At 34.6% G+C, this 21721-nt stretch carries 23 protein-coding genes and 2 pseudogenes; 13 read left to right on the plus strand and 12 right to left on the minus strand.

The window, feature by feature from the left end:
* Positions 1 to 59 precede the first annotated feature (59 nt).
* The 10 genes and pseudogenes from DMC01_RS09370 to DMC01_RS09410 all read right to left on the minus strand — a co-directional run bounded on the left by DMC01_RS09370 (position 60) and on the right by DMC01_RS09410 (position 6911).
* Positions 60 to 329 carry a hypothetical protein gene (locus DMC01_RS09370; RefSeq protein ID WP_142693969.1) on the minus strand — a complete coding sequence of 90 codons (270 nt, stop codon included), beginning with the start codon at positions 327 to 329 and terminating at the stop codon, positions 60 to 62.
* Positions 330 to 526: 197 nt separating this feature from the next.
* Positions 527 to 1102, minus strand: a complete 576-nt coding sequence (locus tag DMC01_RS09375; protein WP_142693970.1) for a hypothetical protein — start codon at positions 1100 to 1102, stop codon at positions 527 to 529.
* 1 nt (position 1103) lies between these two features.
* Complete coding sequence (locus DMC01_RS09380; RefSeq protein ID WP_142693971.1) at positions 1104 to 1796, minus strand: L,D-transpeptidase; 693 nt, start codon at positions 1794 to 1796, stop codon at positions 1104 to 1106.
* A gap of 8 nt (positions 1797 to 1804) precedes the next feature.
* Entirely contained in the window at positions 1805 to 2386 is a 582-nt protein-coding gene (locus DMC01_RS09385) for a hypothetical protein (protein WP_142693972.1), read from the minus strand.
* A complete protein-coding gene (locus DMC01_RS09390) occupies positions 2370 to 2603 on the minus strand; it encodes a hypothetical protein (RefSeq protein ID WP_142693973.1) in 234 nt (77 codons plus the stop codon). The genes DMC01_RS09385 and DMC01_RS09390 overlap by 17 nt, the downstream gene beginning before the upstream one ends.
* Positions 2604 to 2700: 97 nt before the next feature.
* Positions 2701 to 3852: a hypothetical protein gene (locus tag DMC01_RS09395; protein ID WP_142693974.1), complete on the minus strand. Its 1152-nt coding sequence runs from the start codon at positions 3850 to 3852 to the stop codon at positions 2701 to 2703.
* Positions 3839 to 3940, minus strand: a pseudogene (locus DMC01_RS15245) (IS1595 family transposase); the annotation flags it as partial. The pseudogene DMC01_RS15245 and the gene DMC01_RS09395, both read right to left, overlap by 14 nt.
* Positions 3941 to 4354: 414 nt before the next feature.
* A complete protein-coding gene (locus DMC01_RS09400; RefSeq protein WP_142693975.1) occupies positions 4355 to 5164 on the minus strand; it encodes an ABC transporter substrate-binding protein in 810 nt (269 codons plus the stop codon).
* Positions 5161 to 5940, minus strand: a complete 780-nt coding sequence (locus DMC01_RS09405; protein WP_142693976.1) for an ABC transporter ATP-binding protein — start codon at positions 5938 to 5940, stop codon at positions 5161 to 5163. Before DMC01_RS09405 ends, DMC01_RS09400 begins: the two co-directional genes overlap by 4 nt.
* Positions 5937 to 6911, minus strand: coding sequence for a FecCD family ABC transporter permease (locus DMC01_RS09410; protein ID WP_142693977.1), 975 nt, complete (start codon positions 6909 to 6911; stop codon positions 5937 to 5939). The genes DMC01_RS09405 and DMC01_RS09410 overlap by 4 nt, the downstream gene beginning before the upstream one ends.
* 465 nt (positions 6912 to 7376) lie before the next feature.
* Between DMC01_RS09410 and DMC01_RS09415 the strand changes: the two genes are divergently transcribed.
* Positions 7377 to 8135 carry a HugZ family heme oxygenase gene (locus tag DMC01_RS09415; RefSeq protein WP_142693978.1) on the plus strand — a complete coding sequence of 253 codons (759 nt, stop codon included), beginning with the start codon at positions 7377 to 7379 and terminating at the stop codon, positions 8133 to 8135.
* A 505-nt stretch (positions 8136 to 8640) separates the two neighbouring features.
* Here DMC01_RS09415 and clpP read toward each other — a convergent pair.
* Together clpP and tig are read right to left on the minus strand one after the other, a co-directional pair.
* The gene (gene clpP, locus DMC01_RS09420; RefSeq protein ID WP_142693979.1) at positions 8641 to 9225 is read right to left on the minus strand and encodes an ATP-dependent Clp endopeptidase proteolytic subunit ClpP; all 585 of its coding nucleotides are present in this window, start codon (positions 9223 to 9225) and stop codon (positions 8641 to 8643) included.
* Positions 9226 to 9744: 519 nt separating this feature from the next.
* Entirely contained in the window at positions 9745 to 11115 is a 1371-nt protein-coding gene (tig, locus tag DMC01_RS09425) for a trigger factor (protein ID WP_142693980.1), read from the minus strand.
* A 120-nt stretch (positions 11116 to 11235) separates the two neighbouring features.
* On the opposite strand from tig, the gene folE reads away from it, so the two are divergent.
* The 12 genes and pseudogenes from folE to DMC01_RS16690 form a co-directional block, all read left to right on the plus strand.
* Positions 11236 to 11808: a GTP cyclohydrolase I FolE gene (gene folE, locus DMC01_RS09430; protein WP_142693981.1), complete on the plus strand. Its 573-nt coding sequence runs from the start codon at positions 11236 to 11238 to the stop codon at positions 11806 to 11808.
* Between the two features lie 845 nt (positions 11809 to 12653).
* Positions 12654 to 13604 (plus strand): ABC transporter permease, encoded by a 951-nt coding sequence (locus DMC01_RS09435; protein WP_142693982.1) that lies wholly within the window; start codon positions 12654 to 12656, stop codon positions 13602 to 13604.
* Positions 13597 to 14376 carry an ABC transporter permease gene (locus DMC01_RS09440; RefSeq protein WP_142693983.1) on the plus strand — a complete coding sequence of 260 codons (780 nt, stop codon included), beginning with the start codon at positions 13597 to 13599 and terminating at the stop codon, positions 14374 to 14376. The genes DMC01_RS09435 and DMC01_RS09440 overlap by 8 nt, the downstream gene beginning before the upstream one ends.
* Positions 14369 to 15094 carry an ATP-binding cassette domain-containing protein gene (locus tag DMC01_RS09445; protein WP_142693984.1) on the plus strand — a complete coding sequence of 242 codons (726 nt, stop codon included), beginning with the start codon at positions 14369 to 14371 and terminating at the stop codon, positions 15092 to 15094. Before DMC01_RS09440 ends, DMC01_RS09445 begins: the two co-directional genes overlap by 8 nt.
* Positions 15095 to 15103: 9 nt before the next feature.
* Entirely contained in the window at positions 15104 to 15775 is a 672-nt protein-coding gene (locus DMC01_RS09450) for an ATP-binding cassette domain-containing protein (protein ID WP_142693985.1), read from the plus strand.
* Positions 15776 to 15908: 133 nt separating this feature from the next.
* Entirely contained in the window at positions 15909 to 16223 is a 315-nt protein-coding gene (locus DMC01_RS09455; RefSeq protein WP_142693986.1) for a hypothetical protein, read from the plus strand.
* On the plus strand, positions 16213 to 16497 hold the full coding sequence (locus tag DMC01_RS09460) for a type II toxin-antitoxin system YafQ family toxin (RefSeq protein WP_142693987.1): 285 nt from the start codon (positions 16213 to 16215) through the stop codon (positions 16495 to 16497). Before DMC01_RS09455 ends, DMC01_RS09460 begins: the two co-directional genes overlap by 11 nt.
* 8 nt (positions 16498 to 16505) lie before the next feature.
* Positions 16506 to 17279, plus strand: a complete 774-nt coding sequence (locus tag DMC01_RS09465; RefSeq protein WP_142693991.1) for a hypothetical protein — start codon at positions 16506 to 16508, stop codon at positions 17277 to 17279.
* Positions 17280 to 17351: 72 nt separating this feature from the next.
* Positions 17352 to 18749, plus strand: a complete 1398-nt coding sequence (rmuC, locus tag DMC01_RS09470; RefSeq protein WP_142693988.1) for a DNA recombination protein RmuC — start codon at positions 17352 to 17354, stop codon at positions 18747 to 18749.
* On the plus strand, positions 18733 to 20205 hold the full coding sequence (locus DMC01_RS16195) for an NAD(P)H-hydrate dehydratase (protein ID WP_142693989.1): 1473 nt from the start codon (positions 18733 to 18735) through the stop codon (positions 20203 to 20205). Before rmuC ends, DMC01_RS16195 begins: the two co-directional genes overlap by 17 nt.
* Complete coding sequence (gene purN / locus DMC01_RS09480) at positions 20196 to 20765, plus strand: phosphoribosylglycinamide formyltransferase (RefSeq protein WP_142693990.1); 570 nt, start codon at positions 20196 to 20198, stop codon at positions 20763 to 20765. Before DMC01_RS16195 ends, purN begins: the two co-directional genes overlap by 10 nt.
* A 269-nt stretch (positions 20766 to 21034) precedes the next feature.
* Positions 21035 to 21175: pseudogene (locus DMC01_RS16690) on the plus strand (IS1595 family transposase); the annotation flags it as partial.
* Between the last annotated feature and the right edge of the window lie 546 nt (positions 21176 to 21721).

Consider the following 21721-nt stretch of genomic DNA (forward strand, 5'->3'; position numbering starts at 1 on the left):
ATTAGCCAAATTTAAAGGCTAATAAAGAAAATTTTGTCCTTCACTTAAAAGAAACAAAATTAAGATGAAAAATTTAGGACAAAATTCTCATCAAAATTTGCTGAAATTGATAAGAAAAAATCATATTTAAAGTATCTTGAGCCAAATTTATTAAAGTTGCTAAGAGAAAATCCTGTTAAGTTGTCTTGAGCCTTGTGATCTTGCCTTTGCTTTCTTTTTTCCTTTAAATTTATACACTTGCTCTCTTTTTCTAAATCTTTTAAATTTATACCACTTATGTGAATTTCAAAGTTTCCTTCATTGCTAAATGTGTCTACTTCTTCTTTCACTCTTATTTTTATGCCACAGCAACTGTAAATTTTGTTTGGTTTTAAGGTAGTTTGTAGGGTGTAGGCTTGTTGCTTGGCATTATGGTGTAGGCTGTGTTTGGCTTAGTTGACATCTTAGCTCCTCACACCTTCAAATTTTATAAAAAGAATTTTGGCAAAAACTAAGTTGTTTTATGTGCTTAGTTAGTATCTTTGCTTTAATCGCCAAAAAACCAATCAGCTTTAAAAAATCCTTGTCCCTCTGCTTCAAAAATAATGCTTATAGTGTAATTTTGCAAAGTTGCAAGTTCCTCATCGTCAAGTGCGTCTATGAAGTAAAGAAATTTTTTGTGTGTTTTGCTCACTTTTGCACCAAGTATGCTACTTATAGATTTGTCTTGCTTGTTGCTATATGTGAAATAAGCACATTTTGGACTTATGCGTGGTTTTTTGTCGTTGTCTATGTGGAGTATGAAAAAATCAGCATTTGTGTCGCCAAAGCTTAATATAGGCTTCATTGTAGGATAAATATGTGTTCTTTTTGGAGTGGGATTATATATCCAAAAGGTGTGTATCTTAGCTTTTGAGTTTTGCATAGAATAACACGATTGATAGTTCTTTTGAAATGCCAAATCGCCATTTTTCATCACAAATTCTGGCACATATTCAATCTCGCAATTATCATATTTTGCATTATAATCTTTCTTGTGAGCACATGTCTTTATGCGAGAAGTAAGCGAATCATTTGCACTTAAGTATAAGCAAATAGATAGCACTAAAATAAACAACCTCATATTATTCCTTTATAATTTGAATTGTTCCTACATATTTGTCGTTTTGACTTAGTTGATTTGATATAAGATATTCATATAACGCTTCTAACGCTTCCCAATGTTGTGGTGGCACTGTAACACAGCCATCAGAGACTCTACCTGTATGAATATAGCGTGAATTATCGCCGTATTCTATGGCAAACCAAACTCCATAATATTTAGTTTGTTCTGCATAGTGGTTGGAATAATGGTGCGGAAAATCTGGAGCAAATATTTTATATATGATATTTGTTGTTTGTATGGGTTTATCAAAAATAACTTCAATATTTTTGTTATTAAATATAAGATTTGCCTTTGATTGAAAATTGTTGCTGTATGTTAATATCAAACTTGCTCCGTTAGCAATATATGGTTTCTTTGTAGTTAATTTATCAATATTTTTTGTTGACAATCGCACTGCTTTTCCTTTTAGAAATATATTTTTTCCATTGATTAATATTTGTGCATTGCCATTCATTACTTTAAATAATGTGTAAGCACCTTCCTCTTTTAATATTTGCAATTTTGTATGTTGTGGCAATGATACTCGTACATTTTCATACAAAAAGTCTAACCAACCGTTGTTTCCAATCTTATCCACATAATAATATAATGCTATCTTCACCACACTATCTTTATTAGTAGTTGTTCTTGCTTGTGTTATGGTATTGTTCATTTTATTTCCTATCCTAAAATCTCAATATTTAAATTTTGTGCATTTTGAGTATAGATTCTTTGTGTGTAGCCATTATTATCTGTGATTCCTTCATATTCTATGCCGCACTCTGTGGAAATTTTGTATGGTATATTTGGTAATCCACAGCCATTGTCATCTACTATTTGAAACGCTTGATTATATTCGCCTTGATTTTTACCGTCTTTGCTATGTCCTATCCCCTCCCACTCTCCTAAAAACCTCAAAAGCACTTTAAATTCAACAGTAATATATCCTCTATTTATATCATCATTTGTGAGTTGAATTTTTTGTGAGGCTTTGTTGTTTGCCTCGTTCTTATTTATCAAGGGAATAAAGGATAAATTCAAAAAGCAAGGCTTGATTAAATTTTCTTTGGCTTGATTTATAAGATCTTTGCTTAAATTTGTTTTGATGGTCATAGCGCTATCTTCTAATTTTGCTATGCTTGTTTCTTGTGAGTGTTGATTATAGCAAAAAATGGGTGTATCTTTTGTGATTTTTCCCTTGCTTTCTTTTTCAATTTCTTTTAAAATTATACCACTTAGGTGAATTTCAAACTTGAATTTCAAACTTGCCCACTAAATTTATACTATTTATGTGAATTTCAAACTTGCCATTATTATTTCCCTCATTACTGAAAGTATCCACTTCTTTTTTAACCCTTATTTTTATTCCAAAGCAACTGTAAATTTTGTGTGGCTTTAAGGTGCTTTGCAGGGTGTAGGCTTTGTTTGGCATTATGGTGTAGGCTGTGTTTGGCTTAGTTGATATCTTGGCCTTTCTCATCTTCAAATTTTATAAAAAGAATTTTAGCAAAAACTCGCTTAATTTATGTGCTTGGTTGGTGCTGCACTTACTTAAATATTTATGCCTTTATTTTGTCTTAGGTAAAATTATGATCCTGTCTTATATAAAAACAGTAATTTGCTAATTTTACTATAAGCTCATCATTTTGCCTTATGCAAAAATGATTTTTTTCGTCTATATTGTATTTAAATTTATCTTGCTCCTTGCTAAACTGTCTCTGAGCATCCTTGTCTAGGTCTATTTCATTATTAGAATGCAAGGACGAGATCTTAGGCTCCTTTGCTTCTAAATTCAGCATAAACAACTCACTCTCATCATTTTCTTCTGTGTTATCCAAGAAGATCTCATTACAAAAAGAAGCATCTATTTCATTTCCCTTTACAGTTACTAGATACAGATAAGAATTCTTTGGCTTTGTTAGTTGAATTTGCTCTTTTAATTTTTGGGCGATGATGATTAAGATGTTTTGCTTGAATTTTGCGCTTTCATTAGAGGAGGCATAGTTAGAACCATTTAAATCACTGCTCTTATATACATTTTCACTGTTTGAAATGCTTTGATTGAAACGAGCTTGCAAGGCCTTTTTTATTTCATTGTAATTTGTGTTATCTATGAAGTAGATATTGTGAGGCTTGAAGCGGTGTTTTGAGTTTATATTTTTATCATTATGAGATCTTGAATTTTCTGAGATAAAATACTCAAAGTCTATTCTAGCTTCAAATTTAGCCCTTGGAACTAATTCGTCTAAATACTCAGTATAAAAGCTTAAAAGCTCTTTTAAGGATTTAAGCTCATTGGGGTTTATATACAAAGAGCGGTAGATTGAGTAGTTGGGGTTTGTTTTATATTTTGGCAAAATGCTATTTTTATAGGCATTTGCTTCTTCTTTGATAAAATAACTTATTGTTTGTTCTTTATTTATTTTCACCTTTATTTTTTCAAGCTTTTCAAAATACTCCAAATAACTTTGTTTTGTTTCATCAAGCAAATTCAAAACCTTAAATATATCAAGGCAGGTGTTGAATTTTTCACTTTCAGTTTCTAATTCTTTGTCGTTTTTGTTTGTGAGATTAAAGATGGCTGCTTGTAAAATTCTGCGCCTTGCAATCTTATTGCTACCTAGCTTATACCTTAAAATCGCCCAAAGCAAGAATCTACTTTTAAATTCAAATGCCTTTTTTAATAACAAGGCATTATCCTTTTTTGCTAAGACAAAAGTAACTCTCATTAACTTCAATCTCGCTACTCATTTTAGAAAGCTTCTCACATTCTTTAAGGGTTAAAATGCGAATTTCTTTGAAAATCTTACACAAACTTTGATGACGAATTTGACAAAAGCGTTTTTTGCCTATAAATCAAAGCTTCTTGCAAAGTGAGTGGCCTAAAAGGCGAAGCAAAAACATAGTTCAAAATTTTCCCAAATTAGATCTGCGAAATTAGGAAACGGATCTTTGTTTTTCATAGGACCTAGCTTAAAAACACTTTGCTTTAAGTTTAATTGAGCCAATTTGACTTTGTAAGATCAAAACCCTTTATTAAAATTTGTGTTTCTAAGAGAGTTTTTCTTGCAAGCTTTGTAAATTTGAGGCTTTAAAAAAGATGCGTGTTCTTTTTAAATTCACAGTTTATTATTGTGAGCTTTTAAAAATTCAAGGCCCTATTTAAAAAGCTGGGCTTTTGAATTCTTAACAGTTTTACAAAAAAGCCCTTAAATTCAAAGGCTTTTAAATTTAACTGTGTCCTTCTAAATACTCCTTAAAGGCCTTGATGTTTTGAGGTAGGGTGGGGCTTATGCGAAGAAGTCTATGCACATTTTCATAAAAAAAGATCTTATTTTCCTTAAATGCCTTTGTGGCTTTTAGGGCTGGATTTTGCGCGATTAAATCATCTACGCTTTGAGCTTGTATGCCTATGATGATGAGGTTTGGATCTTGTCTTAGTATGTATTCGTTTGTGATTATGGGTCTTTTGATCTTGCTTGTGGGAGTTAGGTTTTTAACCCCTATAAGCTCTAAGATGTCAGCTATCATTGAGTTTTGAGAAAAGGCCATTAGGGGATTACTTGAAAATAAAAAGATCCCTCTTTTCTTAAGTGGATTTTTTTTAAGCTCGTTTAAATCAGCCTTAACCTTTGCTATTAGCTCTTGTCCTTCTTTTTGCTTATCTAGGATTAAAGCTAAGTGAGTGATGTTTTTATACATATCTTCAAGCCTATCAGCACTAAGATATAAGGTATTTATGCCAAGTTCTTTAAGCCTATCCTCAAGCCCTATGGAATAAGAGCTTAGAATTACTAAGCTAGGCTTAAAGGATAGAATTTTTTCTATGGAAGGATGAGAAAAACTACCAACTGAGGGTAATTTGCTTGTTTTTTCCTCAGGGTAAATGCTACTTTTTTGCAAGGTGGCAATGGCTTTGATGCTATCTTGCGCCTTTAACATATAAATGATCTCCACACTAGCAGGATCAAGTACAACCAAACGGTGCTTAGCTATACAAAGACTAAGTGCTACAAAGAGTAGGCTAAGAATTTTTTTCATTTTTTCTCCTTTATGGGTATGATGAAGATTCTTTCATCTTTTTTGATGATCTCGCAGTTAAGATCATAAATTTCTTTTAGGATCTCCTTTGTGAAAAGCTCATTAACACAGCCCTCATAAAGCAGCTTTCCCTCTTTTAAAAATAAGATCCTCTCACAAAACATAGAAGCCAAATTTAGATCATGAAGTATGGCTACAACTGTCAGCTTTTGCTTTTTAAGTAGGCTTTCACAAAGGCTTAAAAGCTCGATGGCATAGTTCATATCCAAGGCTGAGGTTGGCTCATCTAGGAGTAAAATTTTAGGCTTTTTAAGCAAGGCTCTTGCTAAAAGCACCCTTTGAAATTCACCCCCACTTAGACTTAAAACACTTCGTTCTAGAAACTCCTCTATGTAAAGTTCCTTGCTTATAAGCTCAAGCTCCCTTATATCTTCTTTCGTATAGCTTGAAAAGGCATTTTTAAGCCCAGCATACCTTCCCATTAAAAGCACATCCTTGACAAGCAAGGGCAAGGAGAGGGCGGATTTTTGTGGCACAAAGCCTATAAGCCTTGATAGTTCTTTTAGATCATAGGCTTTAAGATCCTTGCCAAAAAAAGAAATTTGCCCTACCTTAAAGGGCAAGATAGAAAGCATATTTTTAACAAGTGTGCTTTTGCCTGAGCCATTTGGTCCTAAGATGCCTATAAATTCACCTTCCTTAACAGTAAAACTAAGCCCTTCAAGCAAGGACTTTTTGCCATAAGAAAAGCTAAGATCTTTAAGCTCTATACTCACAAAAAGCTCCTTGCTCTAAGTGCTAAAAACAAAAACACAGGCGCTCCAAACAAAGCAGTGATAATGCCAATGGGAATTTCAATGGGTGCAAGGCTTATCCTAGCTAAGAGATCACAAGCTAGCAAAAAAAGCCCACCAAGTAGGGTGCAAAGTGGCAAAACAAGGGCATTGTCATAGTTTTTTATCATAAGCCTAATGATATGAGGCACTATTAGCCCCACAAAGCCTATAAGCCCACTAAAAGCCACTCCAAAGGCTACTGCTAATGATGATACTATTAAGAGATTTCTTTTAAGCTTAGGTGCATCTACTCCTAAATTCTTAGCCTCCTCATCCCCACTTAAGATGATATTTAGCTCATTTTTATGCACATAAAAATACCCCAAACAAAGAATTAAAGGAACTAGCAAGATCAAAACCTTATCCCAAGAAGCAAGTCCTAAATATCCCATAAGCCAAGCCATCACCTTAAAGCTATCCTCTCCTATATAATAAATAAAAAAGGAGGTAAAAGCACCCAAAAAAGAAGATATGGCTATGCCTATTATCAAAAGCGTTGCTATGCCTGATCTTTTTGAGAATTTAAAGATAAGTAGGGTAAAAAAACAACAAAAAACAAAGCCAAAAAAGCCAAAATAATAATCAGGAATTTTAAGCATATAAGCACAAACAGCCCCAAAGGTGGCAGCTGAGGCTATGCCTATGATATAAGGATCTGCTATGGGGTTTGCAAATACTGTTTGAGTTATGACACCAGAGCTTGCAAGGAGCATTCCTATTAAAATAGCCATTATGGGTCTAGGCATTCTTAGATCAAAAACTATGGTTTTTAAAAGCTCATCATCTGTAAAAAATGCCAAATAAAGTTGCTTTAAGGACAAGGTTTCATCCCCTAAAATAAGGGCTAAAAAAATGATTAATACATAAGCAAAGCCTATCAACAAAGAACTTAAAACTATCTTAGAAAGCATTTGATTCCTTAAATAATTTATAATCTGCAAGGTGTTTTAAGAGTGCTGATTTTATCAAATAGGCTTTTATGCTTTTTTTAAAAAAACATTGAGCTTTCATTCTAAGCCTTTTGCGTCAAAAAAGCCTAAAAAATTCAAGCAAAACTGTGAATTTTTGTGATATTAAGCTTTTTCCTTGCTAAAATCCCCATAAGGCAAGAAACTAAGAGCCTATTTTGAATTTGCAAAAAAATGCTTTGAATTCGCAAAAAATGTTAGTAAAAATTCACATAGGGCCTAAATTTCATAAGAACTGCAAAAACAAGCTTGATAAAATTCAACACTACAAAAATACAAATTTTATCTTTTATTTCTTTAAACAATACTTATATTTTTAATTGTTCTCAAAAATTTCAAAATACTTGAATTTTTAAGATAAAATTCAAGCAAAGCAAGTTATCATTTCATAAACAAAAAGGAGCAAAGATGAGCTTTGAAAGCATTATTACTCATATGAATGAGCATCATAAGGAAAATCTCATAGATCTAACCAAAAAATTTGGCTCTGTTAATGAGGTAAAGACAGTTGAGTTAAAGGGCGTTGATTATGAGGGTATGGACATACTTTATAATGATCAACAAAGTTTGCGTATAGAATTTCCAAAAAAGGCTAACGAGGATACGCTCAAAGATGCCATTATAGAACTTTGTATGAGCGTTAAAAAGAGCCTTGATTATGAGGCTGTCAAAAAGGAGCTACAAGAATTTAAGTCCTCCTTTGGCTCTGTTTGTCTTGGCACTTTAAGCTCAAAGGGCGAGGTTTTATGCTCTTATGCACCCTTGATTAAAGGATCAAAGGCAGATTATATATACATAAGCGAGATTAGCGATCATTTTGCAAGTATAAAGCATAATCCAAACAACATAGAAGTGCTTTTCTTAGAGGATGAAAGCAAGGCTGCAAGTGTGATTTTAAGGAAGAGATTGCGTTTTAGAGCTGAGGCTAAATTCATAGAAAGAGGGGCTGAATTTGATAAGATCTATGATGAATTTGAAAAGCAAACAGGAGGAAGTGGGGGCATTAAAACCATAAGAACTATGCTTGATTTTCATTTAATAGAGCTTAAATACAAAGAAGGAAGCTTTGTCAAAGGCTTCGGACAAGCCTACAAGGTCTTTGAAAATGGAGATATAAAGCATCTTGGTGGAAAAAGCCCTCATAAGATGCCTCATAAGCATTCTTAATGTATTTTTGAATTTATATGCTTTAATTTGACCTAAGATCATTTTAAAGCATATAAAAAGAGTGGCTTTAAAAGCTTTTCTCTTTTTGGTAGGAGGTTTAAAATCTTGCCCTTTAAGCTTGTTGCGCCTAAATTAAACTTAGTGGGATTTTCTCTCATCAAAATTTATTAAAATTGATAAGAAAAAATCTTGTTAAGTTTAATTGAGCCTAATTTTTAATTTACACTCATAAAAAGTTCCAAAAAGTAAATTTAGGCTTGAATTTTAAAAAAATTCAAGCAAAATTAAGCTCAAATTTGAAATGAAAAAATTCAAGGCTATGAGGCAAAAACCGTTTGATTTTAGATAAAATGCCATTTATGAAAGACTGTGATAAAATTCAAGCCCCACATAAACAATTTTCATCAAAGCTAAGCCTTAGGGCTTTAAAAATTCACAAAAAAGCTAAAATTCACAAGCACTAGCAAGCTTAGCAAAAGCACAAGGTTAAAATATTCAAAGAGAATTATTTGAAGCTTTTTTCAAGCACCTTGTCTATTATGCCGTAATCTTTTGCCTCAGTTGCACTCATAAAAAAGTCTCTGTCTGTATCCTTTGCGATCTTGGCAAGTTTTTGTCCTGTGTTTTTGGCTAGAATTTCATTTAGGCTTTCTTTCATTCTTAGGATCTCTTTTGCCTGGATTTCTATGTCTGTTGCTTGTCCTCTTGCTCCTCCTAGGGGCTGATGTATCATTATGCGTGAATTTGGCAAAGCAAAGCGCTTACCCTTTTCCCCACAACTCAACAAAAAAGCCCCCATAGAAGCAGCCTGTCCTATGCAAATTGTACAAACGCTTGGCTTTATGTAACTCATAGTATCATAAATGCTAAAGCCACTTGTGATGACACCGCCTGGGGAGTTTATATAAAGATAAATATCCTTGTCAGGATCCTCAGCCTCTAAGAATAAAAACTGAGCCACTATGCTAGCAGCAAGCTCGTCGTGAATTTCTCCGCTAAGCATTACTATACGATCCTTTAAAAGCCTTGAATAAATATCATAGCTTCTCTCCCCTCTGCTTGTCTTTTCTATAACATAAGGTATATACATTGTTCTGTCCTTTTTGTGAATTTAAAGTTTTTAACTTTGCTTTTTTAAAAAAGCATTGATTTTAGCATTTAAGTTTGAGCTTTACTAAGCTTGTTTTATCCAAATGCTACGGTTTGAGCTAAAAAGCTAGCTAAGATCCTAGCAAGAAACTCTTCAATTTTAAATTTTTAAGATTTAAACCTCTATGACAAATTTTAAAACACAAGCATCCTCTCAACAAGCTTTGAAGCACTAAGCACCTTCTCAAATAGATAAAATCAACCTTTTCTATAAAAGAGCCTTTTTTACAAAAGAACCCTTTTTTAAAAAAGAAGCCTTAAATTTTTAAGCTTGATTTTTTGATTCTTTTGCAAAAAGCTGTTGATTTGTCATCAGTGAGCCTGTAAGCGAAGAATTCATTAAATTCAAGGTATTTCTCCATAAACCTTGTGGATTTTTCGCTATACTCAAAATGACAAATATGGCATTTGATTTAAAATCAATAAGCTTTTTAAAATAGATCCTAATTTTTATATAAATTTAAGCCTTTGAATGATTAGAATCTCCCTCAGTATTTTGGCTTGTTGTAGCCAAGTCTTTATCAGCATCTGCACTTTGGATCTTTTTTGGAACAAAGATGTCGTTAAAAAGCTTACTTTCGATTAAAGACATCTTAACAGCTGGCAAGATGCCTTGTTTTCGGTAGCTTTCAAGCAAGGCCTTTGGATCTTGTCCGTAGCGGTAAGCTTCAAAATACACAGCTTGCACCACCTCTTGATCGCTCACGCTAAGCCCACGAAGCCTTGCTAACTCATCCACTATGAAGGTGAATTTCACGCTCTTTGCTGCTTCTTCTTTATAGCTATCCCTTTTTTCTTTATACTTCTTGCTATCATTTTTTAGCTCTTCAAGTTCTTGTTGGGTAAAGGTGCTAAAGGCGTTACGAAACTGCACATCTGTTTCTTGTTCTACAACGCCCTTTGGAAGATCAAAATTAAACTTATCAATCAAGGCCTCAGCAAGGCTTTCTTTTAACTCATCATTTATGAGCTTGTAAAGCTTGTCATTTGCTATTTGCTCGCTTAGTTTTTCTTCAAGCATTTTTTCTGTGGGAGTTTCTTCATTTGGCAAGAGCCTTTTTAGTATGTCGCTGTTTAATTCTGGGAGTTTAAGCTCTTTGATTTCGTGAAGTTTAAGCTTAAATATAGCCTCTTTTCCTGCTAAATTCTTGGCATTATAATTTTCAGGAAAGCTTACCTTAATGTCCTTATCCTCTCCTTCTTTCATACCTATCATACCCTCTTCAAAGCCTGGTATGAATTGTTTAGAGCCTATTTCAAGCGTGAAATTCTCAGCCTTTCCGCCCTCAAAAGCCACCCCATCCACAAAGCCTTCAAAGTCAAATTTTGCAAAGTCCCCTTCTTTCAAGGCTCTTTTTGTGTTTATGCGTTGGGCGGTGGCTACTGATTTTAAAAGCTCTTTTTTCTTTTCATCGATTTCTTTTTGTTCAGCCTTTGGGGGCGTGAATTTGGGGATTAGATCCTCATATCCTTCTAATTTCACCTCAGGCTTAAAGCTTAAAATAAGATCAGCACTAAGCCCACCCTCAATCCTTTCAAATTTTTCAACATAGGGCTCAGCTACAAGCTCCTTGTTTTCTTTTTGCAATTCTTTCAATGCCAAGCTTATGGCATTTTTTAAAAGATTTTGCTCAGCATCTTGTAAAAGTTCTTTTTCATATCTTTTAATCACCGCACTCACAGGCACCTTGCCAGGACGAAAGCCGTCCATTTTGATGTTTTTACTTGCCTTTTGAGCTAGGTTTTTTACCTCCTCATCAAGGCTAGTTTTTGGTATCTCAACAGCTGCACTAGCATTGATAGAGTCTATTTTTGTAGCTTTAACTTGCATAACTTTTGTCCTTAGTTGCTAAATTTTGCTTAAAAGCATAGCAAAAATTTCTTTACGGTTTGCGAAAAATATTACATTTGTGCTAAAATTCACAGTTTATTGAGAAAATTCGAGGATAAAATGCAAGCTAAGATAGAAGAGGCTATAAAAAATATACTAAGTGCCATAGGAGAGGATCCAGGCCGTGAGGGATTGGTGCTTACTCCACAAAGGGTTAGCAAGAGCCTTGAATTTTTAACAAGTGGCTACAAACAAAATGCAAAAGACATATTAAATGAAGCCCTTTTTGATAGCTCAAATAATGAGATGGTTTTGGTGCGAGACATTGAATTTTACAGCCTTTGCGAGCATCATTTGCTGCCTTTTTTTGGTAGGGTGCACTGTGCTTACATACCTGATAAAAAAGTAATCGGACTTTCTAAGATTCCTCGCCTTGTGGATATGTTTGCAAGACGTCTACAAATTCAAGAGCAATTAACAGAGCAAATAGCAGAAGCCATAAGCGAGTTTAGCGGTGCAAAGGGAGTTGGGGTGGTGATTGAAGCAAGGCATTTGTGCGTTGAGATGCGAGGGGTGCAAAAGGGCGGTGCTACCACTACCACCTCGGCACTAAGGGGGGTTTTTTTAAAGGATGAAAGAACAAGAAAGGAATTTTTTTCTTTAATCAATGTAGCAAAGCAGGTGAGGTTTTAAATTTGATTTTATGGCTAAGTTTAAAGGAAATTCACTAAATTATCAAATTGCGTGAATTTTTTTAAATTTTAATAATATTTGGCCTCAATTAACTGAGTGCTAAGTATAAAATTCAAGGCTTTTAGCCCTCAACAAGTCCTCCTTTTAAAAAGCCTTAAAATGACAAGCTTATGTCAGCAAGGTTTTAGCCCAAGATACTTCAATAGGATTTTGGCTTTTCAATAAATTTTGATGATAATTTTGTCTTAAAATTTTGTCTCAATTAGGTTTTAAAATATCTCTGTCAATTTCGCCAATTTGTTTTTCTTTGGGAATGCTCATAAAATGAAAGACAAAAATTTTCTTTTCCACGAAATTTGGCAAGTTTAAGCCTTTCAAACCTCTACTACTCAGTTGCAAGAGTACGAAGCAAAAAATTCACAGTCTCATTAATAGATTTTGCCACTTTGCAAACTCGTTTTTATAGTGTTTTACTCTGTAATGTGCCTTTGTTCTTTCTTGTAAAATTACGAGCAAGGCGAAGTAAAACATACTTTAAAAATTCACCTAAATTAGATCTGAGAAATTCTAAAACTAGGTTTTGTTTTTCAGAGGCATTAACTTAAAAACCATTTAAACTTAATTGAGCCATTGCGTGAATTTTTTTAAATTTTAATAAAATTTAGCCTCAATTAACTTAAGCATTAAAATTCAAGGCTTCTAGCCCTCAACAAGCCTTCTGTAATTTTTAAAAAGCCTTAAAATGACAAACTTATGCAGACAAAGTTTTTATCAAAGTATCTTTAAAAAGTTTTGCAAAAGCCTATTTTTTTGATAAAATTCACTCAAATCTTTTAAGGACTGTTTTGTTTGTTTTTGTTTTAAGAAGGCTTTTTTGGCTTATTTTCTTGCTTTTAATGCTTAGTTATTTATGCTTTGTTATGATCTATCTTAGTAAGGGTAGCGTTGCTTATGCGAACAGCCCTCAAGCTCTAAGCTATGAGTTAAGATCAAGAATAGAGACTAATTTAAATTTAAATAAACCCCTAAACGAGCAGTATCTTTCTTGGCTAAATAATTTTTTAAGAGGGGATCTTTCTCATTCTTTAATCACAGGCGAAAGCGTAAATGAATTAATGGCAAAGGCCTTGCCAAACACCTTGATCCTTGGCTTTTTTGCCCTTTTTGTGCTTTTCATAACAAGCTTGTTTTTAGCCATTCTTAGCGTCTTTTACAAGGATACACTCATAGATAAGTCCTTAAATTTCATCTCTATGAGCTTTCTTGCTACTCCTAGCTTTGCTATTAGTTTGGGGCTTATCTTGGTTTTTGCCGTGTATTTAAGGATTTTGCCTAGTTCTCAGGTCTCAGATCTTGGGCTTGAAGATGATTTATTTAATAGATTAAAACACCTCATACTACCCACCCTAGCCCTTGTGCTTGCACACTTAGGAGCATATTTACGCATTTTTAGAACCATCTTGCTTGAAGCCTTAAATCAAGGCTTTGTTGAGGCCTCTCTTGCAAGGGGACTAAGCAAAAAAAGGCTATATTTTAAGCTTATCTTAAAATACTCCTTGCCTCCCATACTTGTGTATTTTGCAGCAAATTCAATAGCCTTTTTGGTAAATACCTATGTTGTAGAGGCTGTTTTTAGCTATGCAGGAATAGGAAAGCTTGTGATTGAAAGCATTATTTTTAAGGACTATCCTGTGAGCTTAGCGATCATTATTTTTAGCCTTGTTGGGGTGGTGGTTTTGAATTTTTGCACCGAGCTTCTTGCTAATTTGCTTGATCTAAGGAAGAGCTATGCTTAGATTAGCGCCTCTTGTTTTTTGCCTTTGTTTTGCCCTTTTTGTGCCTTTTTTTAGCCCATATGATCCCTTAAATTCAGCACTTGAATCAGCCAAACTAGCCCCAAGCTTAGTCCATCTTTTTGGCACAGATTTGCTTGGACGAGATCTTTTTACTCAAATTGCCTATGCATTGAGGAATTCTTTTTTTGTTGGCTTTATTTCAGCCTTTTTAACGGTTATTTTGGCCATACTTTTTGTCCTTCTTGCAAGATGCTTTTTTTATAGCTTTTTTATAAGAAGCCTTGATGCCTTGCTTGCCTTTCCTAGCTTGCTTTTGGTGATGTTTTTTCAAAGCCTTTTTGGGGGATCATTATTCATACTTTGCCTTGTCATAGCCCTTTCTCATTTTGCCTTCATAGCAAAGCTACTTGATAGCGAGTTAAATACCCTAATGAAGAGCGATTTTTATCTTTGTGCCATCTTGCTTGGAAGTTCTAAATTCAAGGCTTTTTACAAGGATTTATTGCCAGCTTGTGTGAATTTATTAGTGGTGCTTTTTGTTTTAACAGTAGCTCATACCATAGGAAATGAGGCAACTTTAAGCTTTTTTGGTCTAGGGCTTAGCCTAGATGAGTTTAGCCTTGGAAGGCTCTTAGATGATGGAAGTAGAGGGATCTTCATAGGTGCTTGGTGGCTCATTTTTTGGCCTGTGCTTTTTTTGCTAATGCTAATCTTGCCCCTTTTATCCCTTGCCTCAAATTTGCAAGATAAACTGGGGGTGAGTATTGCTTAGGGTTAAAAACTTGAATTTAAAAACAAAGGAAAAAAGCCTTTTGCAAGGAATTAGCCTTGATTTAAAAACAAACCGCGTCCTTGGCGTGCTTGGACGAAGTGGGGCTGGCAAGAGTTTGCTTCTTAAAAGCTTGATTAGGCTTTTAAACAAGGATCTTATTTTAAGTGCTGAGGAGTTAAGTGTAGCTGGGCTTAATGCCTTGAATTTAAGCTCTTTAAACGAGCTAAGAACAAGGGCTGGCTTTATCTTTCAAGATGCAAGGGCTAGTTTTCATCCTATGTTTAATATGGGCGAGCTTTTTGATCTGCATCTTAAAGAAAGATTAAGCCTTAACAAAAGGCAAAGAAAAGAACTGTCCTTTAAGTGGCTTGAAAATTTGCAGCTTGACTGTGAGCTTATGTGGCATTCTTATGCCCATCAGCTTAGCACTGGAATGGCTATGCGCGTGCAACTTGCCTTGATCCTAGCCCTTGGAGCGAAGATTTTGCTTTGCGATGAGCTTACAAGCTCTTTGGATCAAACAAATACCAAGATCATCATCTCAATCTTTAAGGAGCTAAAAAAAGAAAAAAGCATAGTTTTAATCTCACATGATCTTGATCTTATAAAAGAATTAAGCGATGAGATCATAGTACTTGAAGAGGGTAAGATCGTAAAAAAACAAGTGCGAAGGATTTTTTCTTGCTTGCAAAAGCTGATTATTGTAAGACTGTATTAGGGGAAGATTATGCTTTTAAGGGTTAAAAATTTAAGCAAAAGCTATAAATTTAAAAGGCATTTGTATTTAAAAACCGAGGAAAAATTGATCTTTAAGGATCTAAGCTTTGAGCTTGATAGGGGAGAAAATTTGCTACTTTGTGGGGAAAGTGGGTGCGGGAAAAGCACTGTGGCTAAGATCCTTGCTATGCTTGAAAGGCCAAATTCAGGCGAGATCTTCTTTAATGAAAAAAATCTTCTTAATCTAAACTTTGAAGAACAAAGAGCTTTAAGAAAAGAACTTTCTTATGTTTTTCAGGAGCAAAAACTAGCCTTAAATCCTCACAAAAGGGTGCTTGATCTGTGTTTGGCTGTGTATGAGAATTTCAATTTAAAGCCAAATTTAAAAGAACTTGAAAGCCTATTTGAAACCTTTGAGCTTGATTTTAGCCTAGCAAAATTAAGATCAAATGCCCTTAGCACAGGACAGGCCCAAAGGATAGGACTAATTCGCTCCTTGCTTTTAAAGCCAAAGCTACTTATCCTAGATGAGTTTAATGCCCCACTTGATCTTCTAACTAGCAAGAAATGCCTTTCTTATCTTTTATCCTTACAAGATCAAACAAGCTATATCTTCATCTCCCACCAAGAAAGCCTCCTTCGTCCCTTTTGCAAGAAAGAACTTAAACTTAATAAAATTTGAGTAAAATAAGCCAAATTCAAAGGGGTAATTATTTCCTTTGCTTGTAAAGGTTGGTAATTTGCAAAGTTGAGTTGTTTTTGCTATATTTTGCAAGCTCATAAGAAAAAACGATTAACAAAAAAAGGGGGAAACAATGACTAATAAAAAAATCAATTACGATACTTTCAGTGAACGCCGATTATTAAATAATTTAGAGAATGCTAGAAATAAAATCTCTACTTTATCTAGCAAGATAAAGGCACTAGACAAAAGACGTAATGTTTGGATTTCAAAGGAAGTTGAAATCAAAAAGGCATTAGCAAACAAGTATATACCAAATGACGAGACTATAAAGGCTTTGCAAGAAAGCATGTCCAACGAGGGACAAGGCGAGATTATCGAAGCTGACGAAAATACAGCCTTGAATTTTCATAGGCAAATGAAAGCAGAGCTTGAAAATGAAAGTTAGGTTTGAGAATTCTTACAAACGAGACTATAAAAAGGCTATGAAACAAGGCATTTTAGGCGATAGTGAATTTATCGAGCTTGATAAAATCACAAAAACCCTAATAGCAGGGCAAGCGCTTGATCCAAAATACAAAGACCACGCACTACAATTTGACTATAAGGGGTGCAGAGACTGTCATATAAAGTCTGATTTAGTGCTAGTGTATAGAATAATTCTTGATACAATCTATTTTGTGAGGATAGGCAGACACCAAGATATTTTTAAAGGCTACTAATGGGCAAAATGAAGCCTTATAAAAGCGGGGCAAATGCCTTGTGTTTGCTTGATTTGCCAAGTCTTAGGCATAAAAATTTGTGCGAGAAATTAAAACAAAGCGAAAATTTAAATATCTCTTGTTTAGAGGATGTTAAATTTAATGCAAAGCCTTATAAATGCGAAATCGGCTCGGTTTCTTTTGTGCTAGGGCTTTTAGCAAGGCTTAGCTTTGATCTTTTTAAAGAAAGGCTAACTCTTACAAAAAAGTTTAAAGCTAGCGATCTAGCCGCTATAAAATCACTTGATGAGGGATATTTAAGTGCTGAGGCTTGTTTGGGCGAGGAAGAGGGGCTTGAAATCCTTGAATTTTTAGACAAAAAGGCGAAATTTTTAATCTTTGATGAGAATTTATTAAGACATAAGGACTTTAAAAACATAGCCTTTTTGATGGGCTTTTTGTGCGAAAATTTTAATTTAACCTTGGCTTGTAGCGATGAGAATGTCAAAGAAATTCAAGGCGGCGAATTTAGCGAGTTAAAAGAGCTTGACAGTTTTGACGGCTTAGTCCTTTGCCCCTTAAAAAGCGAGAATTTGCTTTGCTCAAGGCAGTTTTTGCAAATTGCAAAAGTGCAAGATGGAGATGAGGTGGAAATTAAAAGCAAGGATTTCACGCTTAAAAGCAAAATTCAAGTCGATGAAAACTTGCAAGGCACTGTTGGCTTTTTGGATTTTAAGCCGGGAGGCTATGACTTCGTGCAAGTTAGCATAAAAAAGACAGCAGCGACTTTTGGCATTTTTTGAACTTTGTGTGAAAATAATGCCAAAGGGGATCAAGGGGGTTTTCCCCTTGCAAGATATAGTAAAAGGAAAAAAATGCTTGAAATTTTCATAGTTTTATTTGTGTTAAGCACACTTTTAACAAGCTATTTAAGCCTAGCTTTAAGAGGTGTAAAAAGGCAAAACGAGGGTTTAAAAGATAAGATAGCTCAAAAAGAAGCCTCTATTTCAAAAGAGCTCTTAGAAAATGCCTCGAAGATAGCAAGTTTGCAAAGTAAAATTTCAGAAAAAGAAGCTTTTATCTCTCAAATGAGGGCTGAATTTAACGAGCAAAAAGCCTCGCAAAAAAATGAATATCAAGCAAATTTAACAGGGCTTGAAAAAAGATACAAAGAGAGTTTAAACGAGCTAAAAAAGGAGTTTGAGCTGAATTTACAAAGGCAAAATTCAGCCTTTTTAGACCAAAACAAGCTTATGCTAAATGAAGAGGGCAAAAAGATGCTTGATGAGATTTTTATGCCCGTTAAAAAAAGCGTTAAAGAGTATAGCGAAAAGCTAGCAAGTAACGAAATAGCCTTGCAAACAAACATTAAAAATATGTTTTCTTTCAGCCAAGAAATAGGCAAAAAGGCAGAGGAATTAGCCCTCATCTTAAAGGGGGATAAAAAAATTCGCGGCAATTTTGCTGAAATGCAGCTTAAAAATGTTTTAGAGCACAGCGGGCTTAAATTTGGAGAGCAGTATAAACTACAAGAACATTTCAAAGACGAAAACAAGGGCTATTTTCCCGATGCTGTGGTGTATTTAGACAAGGAAAAAAGCATTATCATTGATGCTAAATTTTCCTTGCCAAGCGATTTTGACTTTGAGGAAAGGGGGGAGCTTTTATGCAAGGAACTATGCGAAAATTTAAAAGCTCGCATTGATGAGCTTGCCAAAAAGCCCTATGCTAGCTTTGATGCAAACACCTATGATTTTATCTTGCTCTTCATTCCTTATCAAAACATACTTGATTTAGCCCTTGAGTTTGAGCCAAATTTATATCAAGAAGCCTACAAAAAAAAGATTTATCTAACCACGCCTCACACGCTTTTTATGGCACTAAACACCATAAATATCTCCTGGCGGCACATTCAAAGCGATGAAAACATAATGCGTGCCTTTGAGGAGCTTGGCAAATTTTATGATAAATTTGCTGGGATTTTAGATAGCTTTGATGCTATCAAAAGAAACACTAATACGCTTTTAAAAAATGTAGATACTATGCAAACTCAGCTTGAAGGACGCGGGGGGCTTGTATCAAAGATAGAAAGGCTTAAGGAACTTGGAGCAAAGACGAACAAAAGGCTTGATAAGAGGGCTGTGAAAAGGGGAAAGAATTTGCTTGAAATGGATGAGGATTTAAGCGAAAATTTGCAAGAAAATTCACAGATTTTAGACGAGAATTCAAATAAAAACTTAAACGAGGAAAAAAACGATGAAAGCAGTATTTAAAAAGGCTTCAAGCCTTGATAAAAGGGCTATTGATTTAGGGCTTGATGAGCTTATTTTAATGGAAAATGCGGGTTTAAATTTGGCAAAGATTGCAAAAAAAGCACTGCGAAAAAAGGGCATTAAGAGGGGGCGGATTTTAATTTTACTTGGGAGTGGAAACAACGGCGCAGACGGGCTTGTAGCAGCAAGGCATTTAAAAAACGCATTTTGTTTTGTGGTAGATAAAAATCTTAAAAAATCCCCACTTTTTGAAAGGCAAGAAAAAATAGCCTTGAATTTAAATGTGAATTTTTTAGACAAAAAGCCAAATTTTCAAAGCTTTGACTGCATAATCGACTGTATATTTGGAGCTGGCTTAAATAAAGACTTAAACGAGAATTTAAAGACGCTTTTAAGAGAGGTAAATTTAGCAAGAGGCATAAAGATAGCTTGCGACATCCCCACAGGGCTTGGCTTTGAAACTTGCTTTAAGGCTGATATAACTGCAACTATGGGCGTTATAAAAGAAATTTTGCTTGAAGATTATGCCAAAGAAAGCGTGGGTAAGATTAAATGCGTGAATTTAGGGCTACACTCAAACAGCTACAACAAAAATGCCTTGAATTTATTAAAAAATTCACAAGAAAGTAATGAAAATTGTGTGAATTTAGGAAAAGACTTTGTGAATTTAAAGGGCATTTTGCAAGGGCTTAAAGAAGATGAATTTTCAAGCTTTTTGCTTGAAAAAAAGGATTTAGTTTTAATTAAAAGGGGCAAAAACTCAAACAAGGGCGATTTTGGGCACGGCTTAATTGCCGCAAGTGCAAGTGCTGGGACTTTGGCAGGTCTAGCAGCACTAAATTTTGGCATAGGGCTTGTGTCCTTGCTAAAAGAAAAGCCCTTCTCGCCCTTGATAATGCAAAAAGCTAGCATTGAAAGCAGCGTGGAAGCTGTGGCTTTGGGAATGGGGCTTGAGGATTTAGGCATTTTAGAAGAGCCTTTTTTAGAAAAAATCCCTGTGATTTTAGATGCAAACTGTTTTTTAAGCGAAAAAATTAAGCCCTTTTTGCAAAGACAAGATGTGGTGCTAACCCCTCACCCAAAGGAATTCACAAGGCTTTGGAACATCGCATTTAACGAAACAATCACCGTGCAAGAACTTCAAAAAAACCGTTTTGAATTCGTAGATAAATTCACAAAGCACTTTAAAGCCGTGCTTGTTTTAAAGGGTGCAAATACCATCATCGCTCAAAATGAGTTAAAATTCATAGTAAATCAAGGCTCATCCGCACTTGCAAAGGCAGGTAGCGGAGACGCTCTGGCTGGAATGATATTAGCACTTTTGTGTGCTAAATTCACACCTTTAAATGCGGCTAAAAACGCCGTTTTAGCCCACGCTCTCATTGCTAAAAAGTATAAGCACAACGCAAATTCCTTTGACGCATTAAAACTTATAAAGGGGCTTAAATGCTTGTGAAACTCGCTGTGCTTTTTAGTGGAAACGGCTCAAATTTAGAAAATCTCATCAAAAAACTACACAAAAAAAGCTTTGGCAAAAACGAGTTTGAAATAGCCCTTTGCCTTTGTAATAAACACAATGCTTATGGGATAAAGAGGGCTAAAAAACTTGGGCTTGAAACCGTGATAATAGAGCATAAAAACTTTGTAAGCCGCGAAGAATTTGACTCTGTTTTGGTTGGTGAAATTCAAAAAAGTAAGGCTGATTTAGCCGTGCTTGTGGGCTTTATGCGCATTCTAACTCCCATTTTTACGCAAAATATCAAAGCCATAAACATACACCCCTCGCTCTTGCCACTTTTTAAGGGTGCAAATGCCATAAAAGAAAGCTATCAAAGCGATATGAAAGTAGCTGGCATAACAGTTCACTGGGTGAGTAGTGAGCTAGATAGTGGTAAAATCATAGCTCAAAAAGCCTTTGACAAAACTGAGAATATGAGCTTTGAGGACTTTGAGGCTAAAATTCACGCCCTTGAACACGAGCTTTTGCCTGAGAGTATAAGAAAAATCTTTGAGTGAAGCGAAGATATGGAGTTTTAAATTTAGCTTATTTTAAGCAAAGCTTTTTTTGTATTTAATTCTAAATTTTAGGCTCAATTAAACTTAAACCAAATTGAAAGGTTTTTAAGTTAACGCCTATGAAAAACAAAAGTCCGTTCCCAAATTTCGCAGATATAATTTAGGGAAATTTTGCGTTATTTTTTACTTCGCCTTACGGCTCGTAACTTTGTAAGAAGCCCTTGATTTAGAGGCGAACAAACGCTCAAATTCGCCAAATTGCACAACAAAGTTTGTGCAAAATTTTCAAAGAAATTCGCATTTTAATCGCAAAAGAATGCGAAAAAATCTCTAAAATGAGTGGTAAGATTGAAGTTGATGAGAGTTATTTTAGTGCAAAAATAGTGCGTGGTAAGCGTGGGAGTGGGGCTGGTCGCAAAAGTTTTTACTTCGTGCTATGCGTCTTGTAATTTTGCAAGAAGTAGCAAAGGCACATTATAGGGTAATGCAAACGAGTTTGCAAAGGGACGAAATCATATCAACGGAATAGAGAACTTTTAGGGCTTTGCAAAGTTTAGATTAGCTAAATTTAGGGGCATAAAAAAAGAAAATTTTGTTCTTCACTTAAAAGAAACAGAATTAATACGAAAAATTTAGGACAAAATCTTTATCAAAATTTGTTAAAATTGATAAGAGAAAATCCTATTAGAGTATCTTGAGCCATAAATAAAGCAAAAGTCTTAGAATTTTCTCAAAAGTAAGCTGTTGTTTTATCTAAAAAAGAAGATAGTCGCCTTTATTTTCATCTTAAAAAGGATTAGTCATAAAATTTTTATTCAATAATTTAATAGTCATTGTTATGTTTGCTACTCTCTTACACGCTAATTGCCAAAAAAAGCTCTTTGATTTAACTGTTATGGAAGGCACAAGCACGGAGGAGATCTTAGAGGAATTTGCTTTAAGATGTGATTTTAGCA

This window comes from Campylobacter troglodytis (assembly GCF_006864425.1).
Lineage (GTDB): Bacteria > Campylobacterota > Campylobacteria > Campylobacterales > Campylobacteraceae > Campylobacter_D > Campylobacter_D troglodytis.

Coding starts and splice junctions, on each gene's coding strand:
- DMC01_RS09375 (WP_142693970.1), bottom strand. CDS start 1,102: ATGAGGTTGTTTATTTTAGTGCTATCTATTTGCTTATACTTAAGTGCA.
- DMC01_RS09380 (WP_142693971.1), bottom strand. CDS start 1,796: ATGAACAATACCATAACACAAGCAAGAACAACTACTAATAAAGATAGT.
- DMC01_RS09390 (WP_142693973.1), bottom strand. CDS start 2,603: ATGAGAAAGGCCAAGATATCAACTAAGCCAAACACAGCCTACACCATA.
- DMC01_RS09395 (WP_142693974.1), bottom strand. CDS start 3,852: ATGAGAGTTACTTTTGTCTTAGCAAAAAAGGATAATGCCTTGTTATTA.
- DMC01_RS09400 (WP_142693975.1), bottom strand. CDS start 5,164: ATGAAAAAAATTCTTAGCCTACTCTTTGTAGCACTTAGTCTTTGTATA.
- DMC01_RS09410 (WP_142693977.1), bottom strand. CDS start 6,911: ATGCTTTCTAAGATAGTTTTAAGTTCTTTGTTGATAGGCTTTGCTTAT.
- DMC01_RS09415 (WP_142693978.1), top strand. CDS start 7,377: ATGAGCTTTGAAAGCATTATTACTCATATGAATGAGCATCATAAGGAA.
- clpP (WP_142693979.1), bottom strand. CDS start 9,225: ATGTATATACCTTATGTTATAGAAAAGACAAGCAGAGGGGAGAGAAGC.
- tig (WP_142693980.1), bottom strand. CDS start 11,115: ATGCAAGTTAAAGCTACAAAAATAGACTCTATCAATGCTAGTGCAGCT.
- folE (WP_142693981.1), top strand. CDS start 11,236: ATGCAAGCTAAGATAGAAGAGGCTATAAAAAATATACTAAGTGCCATA.
- DMC01_RS09440 (WP_142693983.1), top strand. CDS start 13,597: ATGCTTAGATTAGCGCCTCTTGTTTTTTGCCTTTGTTTTGCCCTTTTT.
- DMC01_RS09450 (WP_142693985.1), top strand. CDS start 15,104: ATGCTTTTAAGGGTTAAAAATTTAAGCAAAAGCTATAAATTTAAAAGG.
- DMC01_RS09455 (WP_142693986.1), top strand. CDS start 15,909: ATGACTAATAAAAAAATCAATTACGATACTTTCAGTGAACGCCGATTA.
- DMC01_RS09460 (WP_142693987.1), top strand. CDS start 16,213: ATGAAAGTTAGGTTTGAGAATTCTTACAAACGAGACTATAAAAAGGCT.
- DMC01_RS09465 (WP_142693991.1), top strand. CDS start 16,506: ATGAAGCCTTATAAAAGCGGGGCAAATGCCTTGTGTTTGCTTGATTTG.
- rmuC (WP_142693988.1), top strand. CDS start 17,352: ATGCTTGAAATTTTCATAGTTTTATTTGTGTTAAGCACACTTTTAACA.
- DMC01_RS16195 (WP_142693989.1), top strand. CDS start 18,733: ATGAAAGCAGTATTTAAAAAGGCTTCAAGCCTTGATAAAAGGGCTATT.
- purN (WP_142693990.1), top strand. CDS start 20,196: ATGCTTGTGAAACTCGCTGTGCTTTTTAGTGGAAACGGCTCAAATTTA.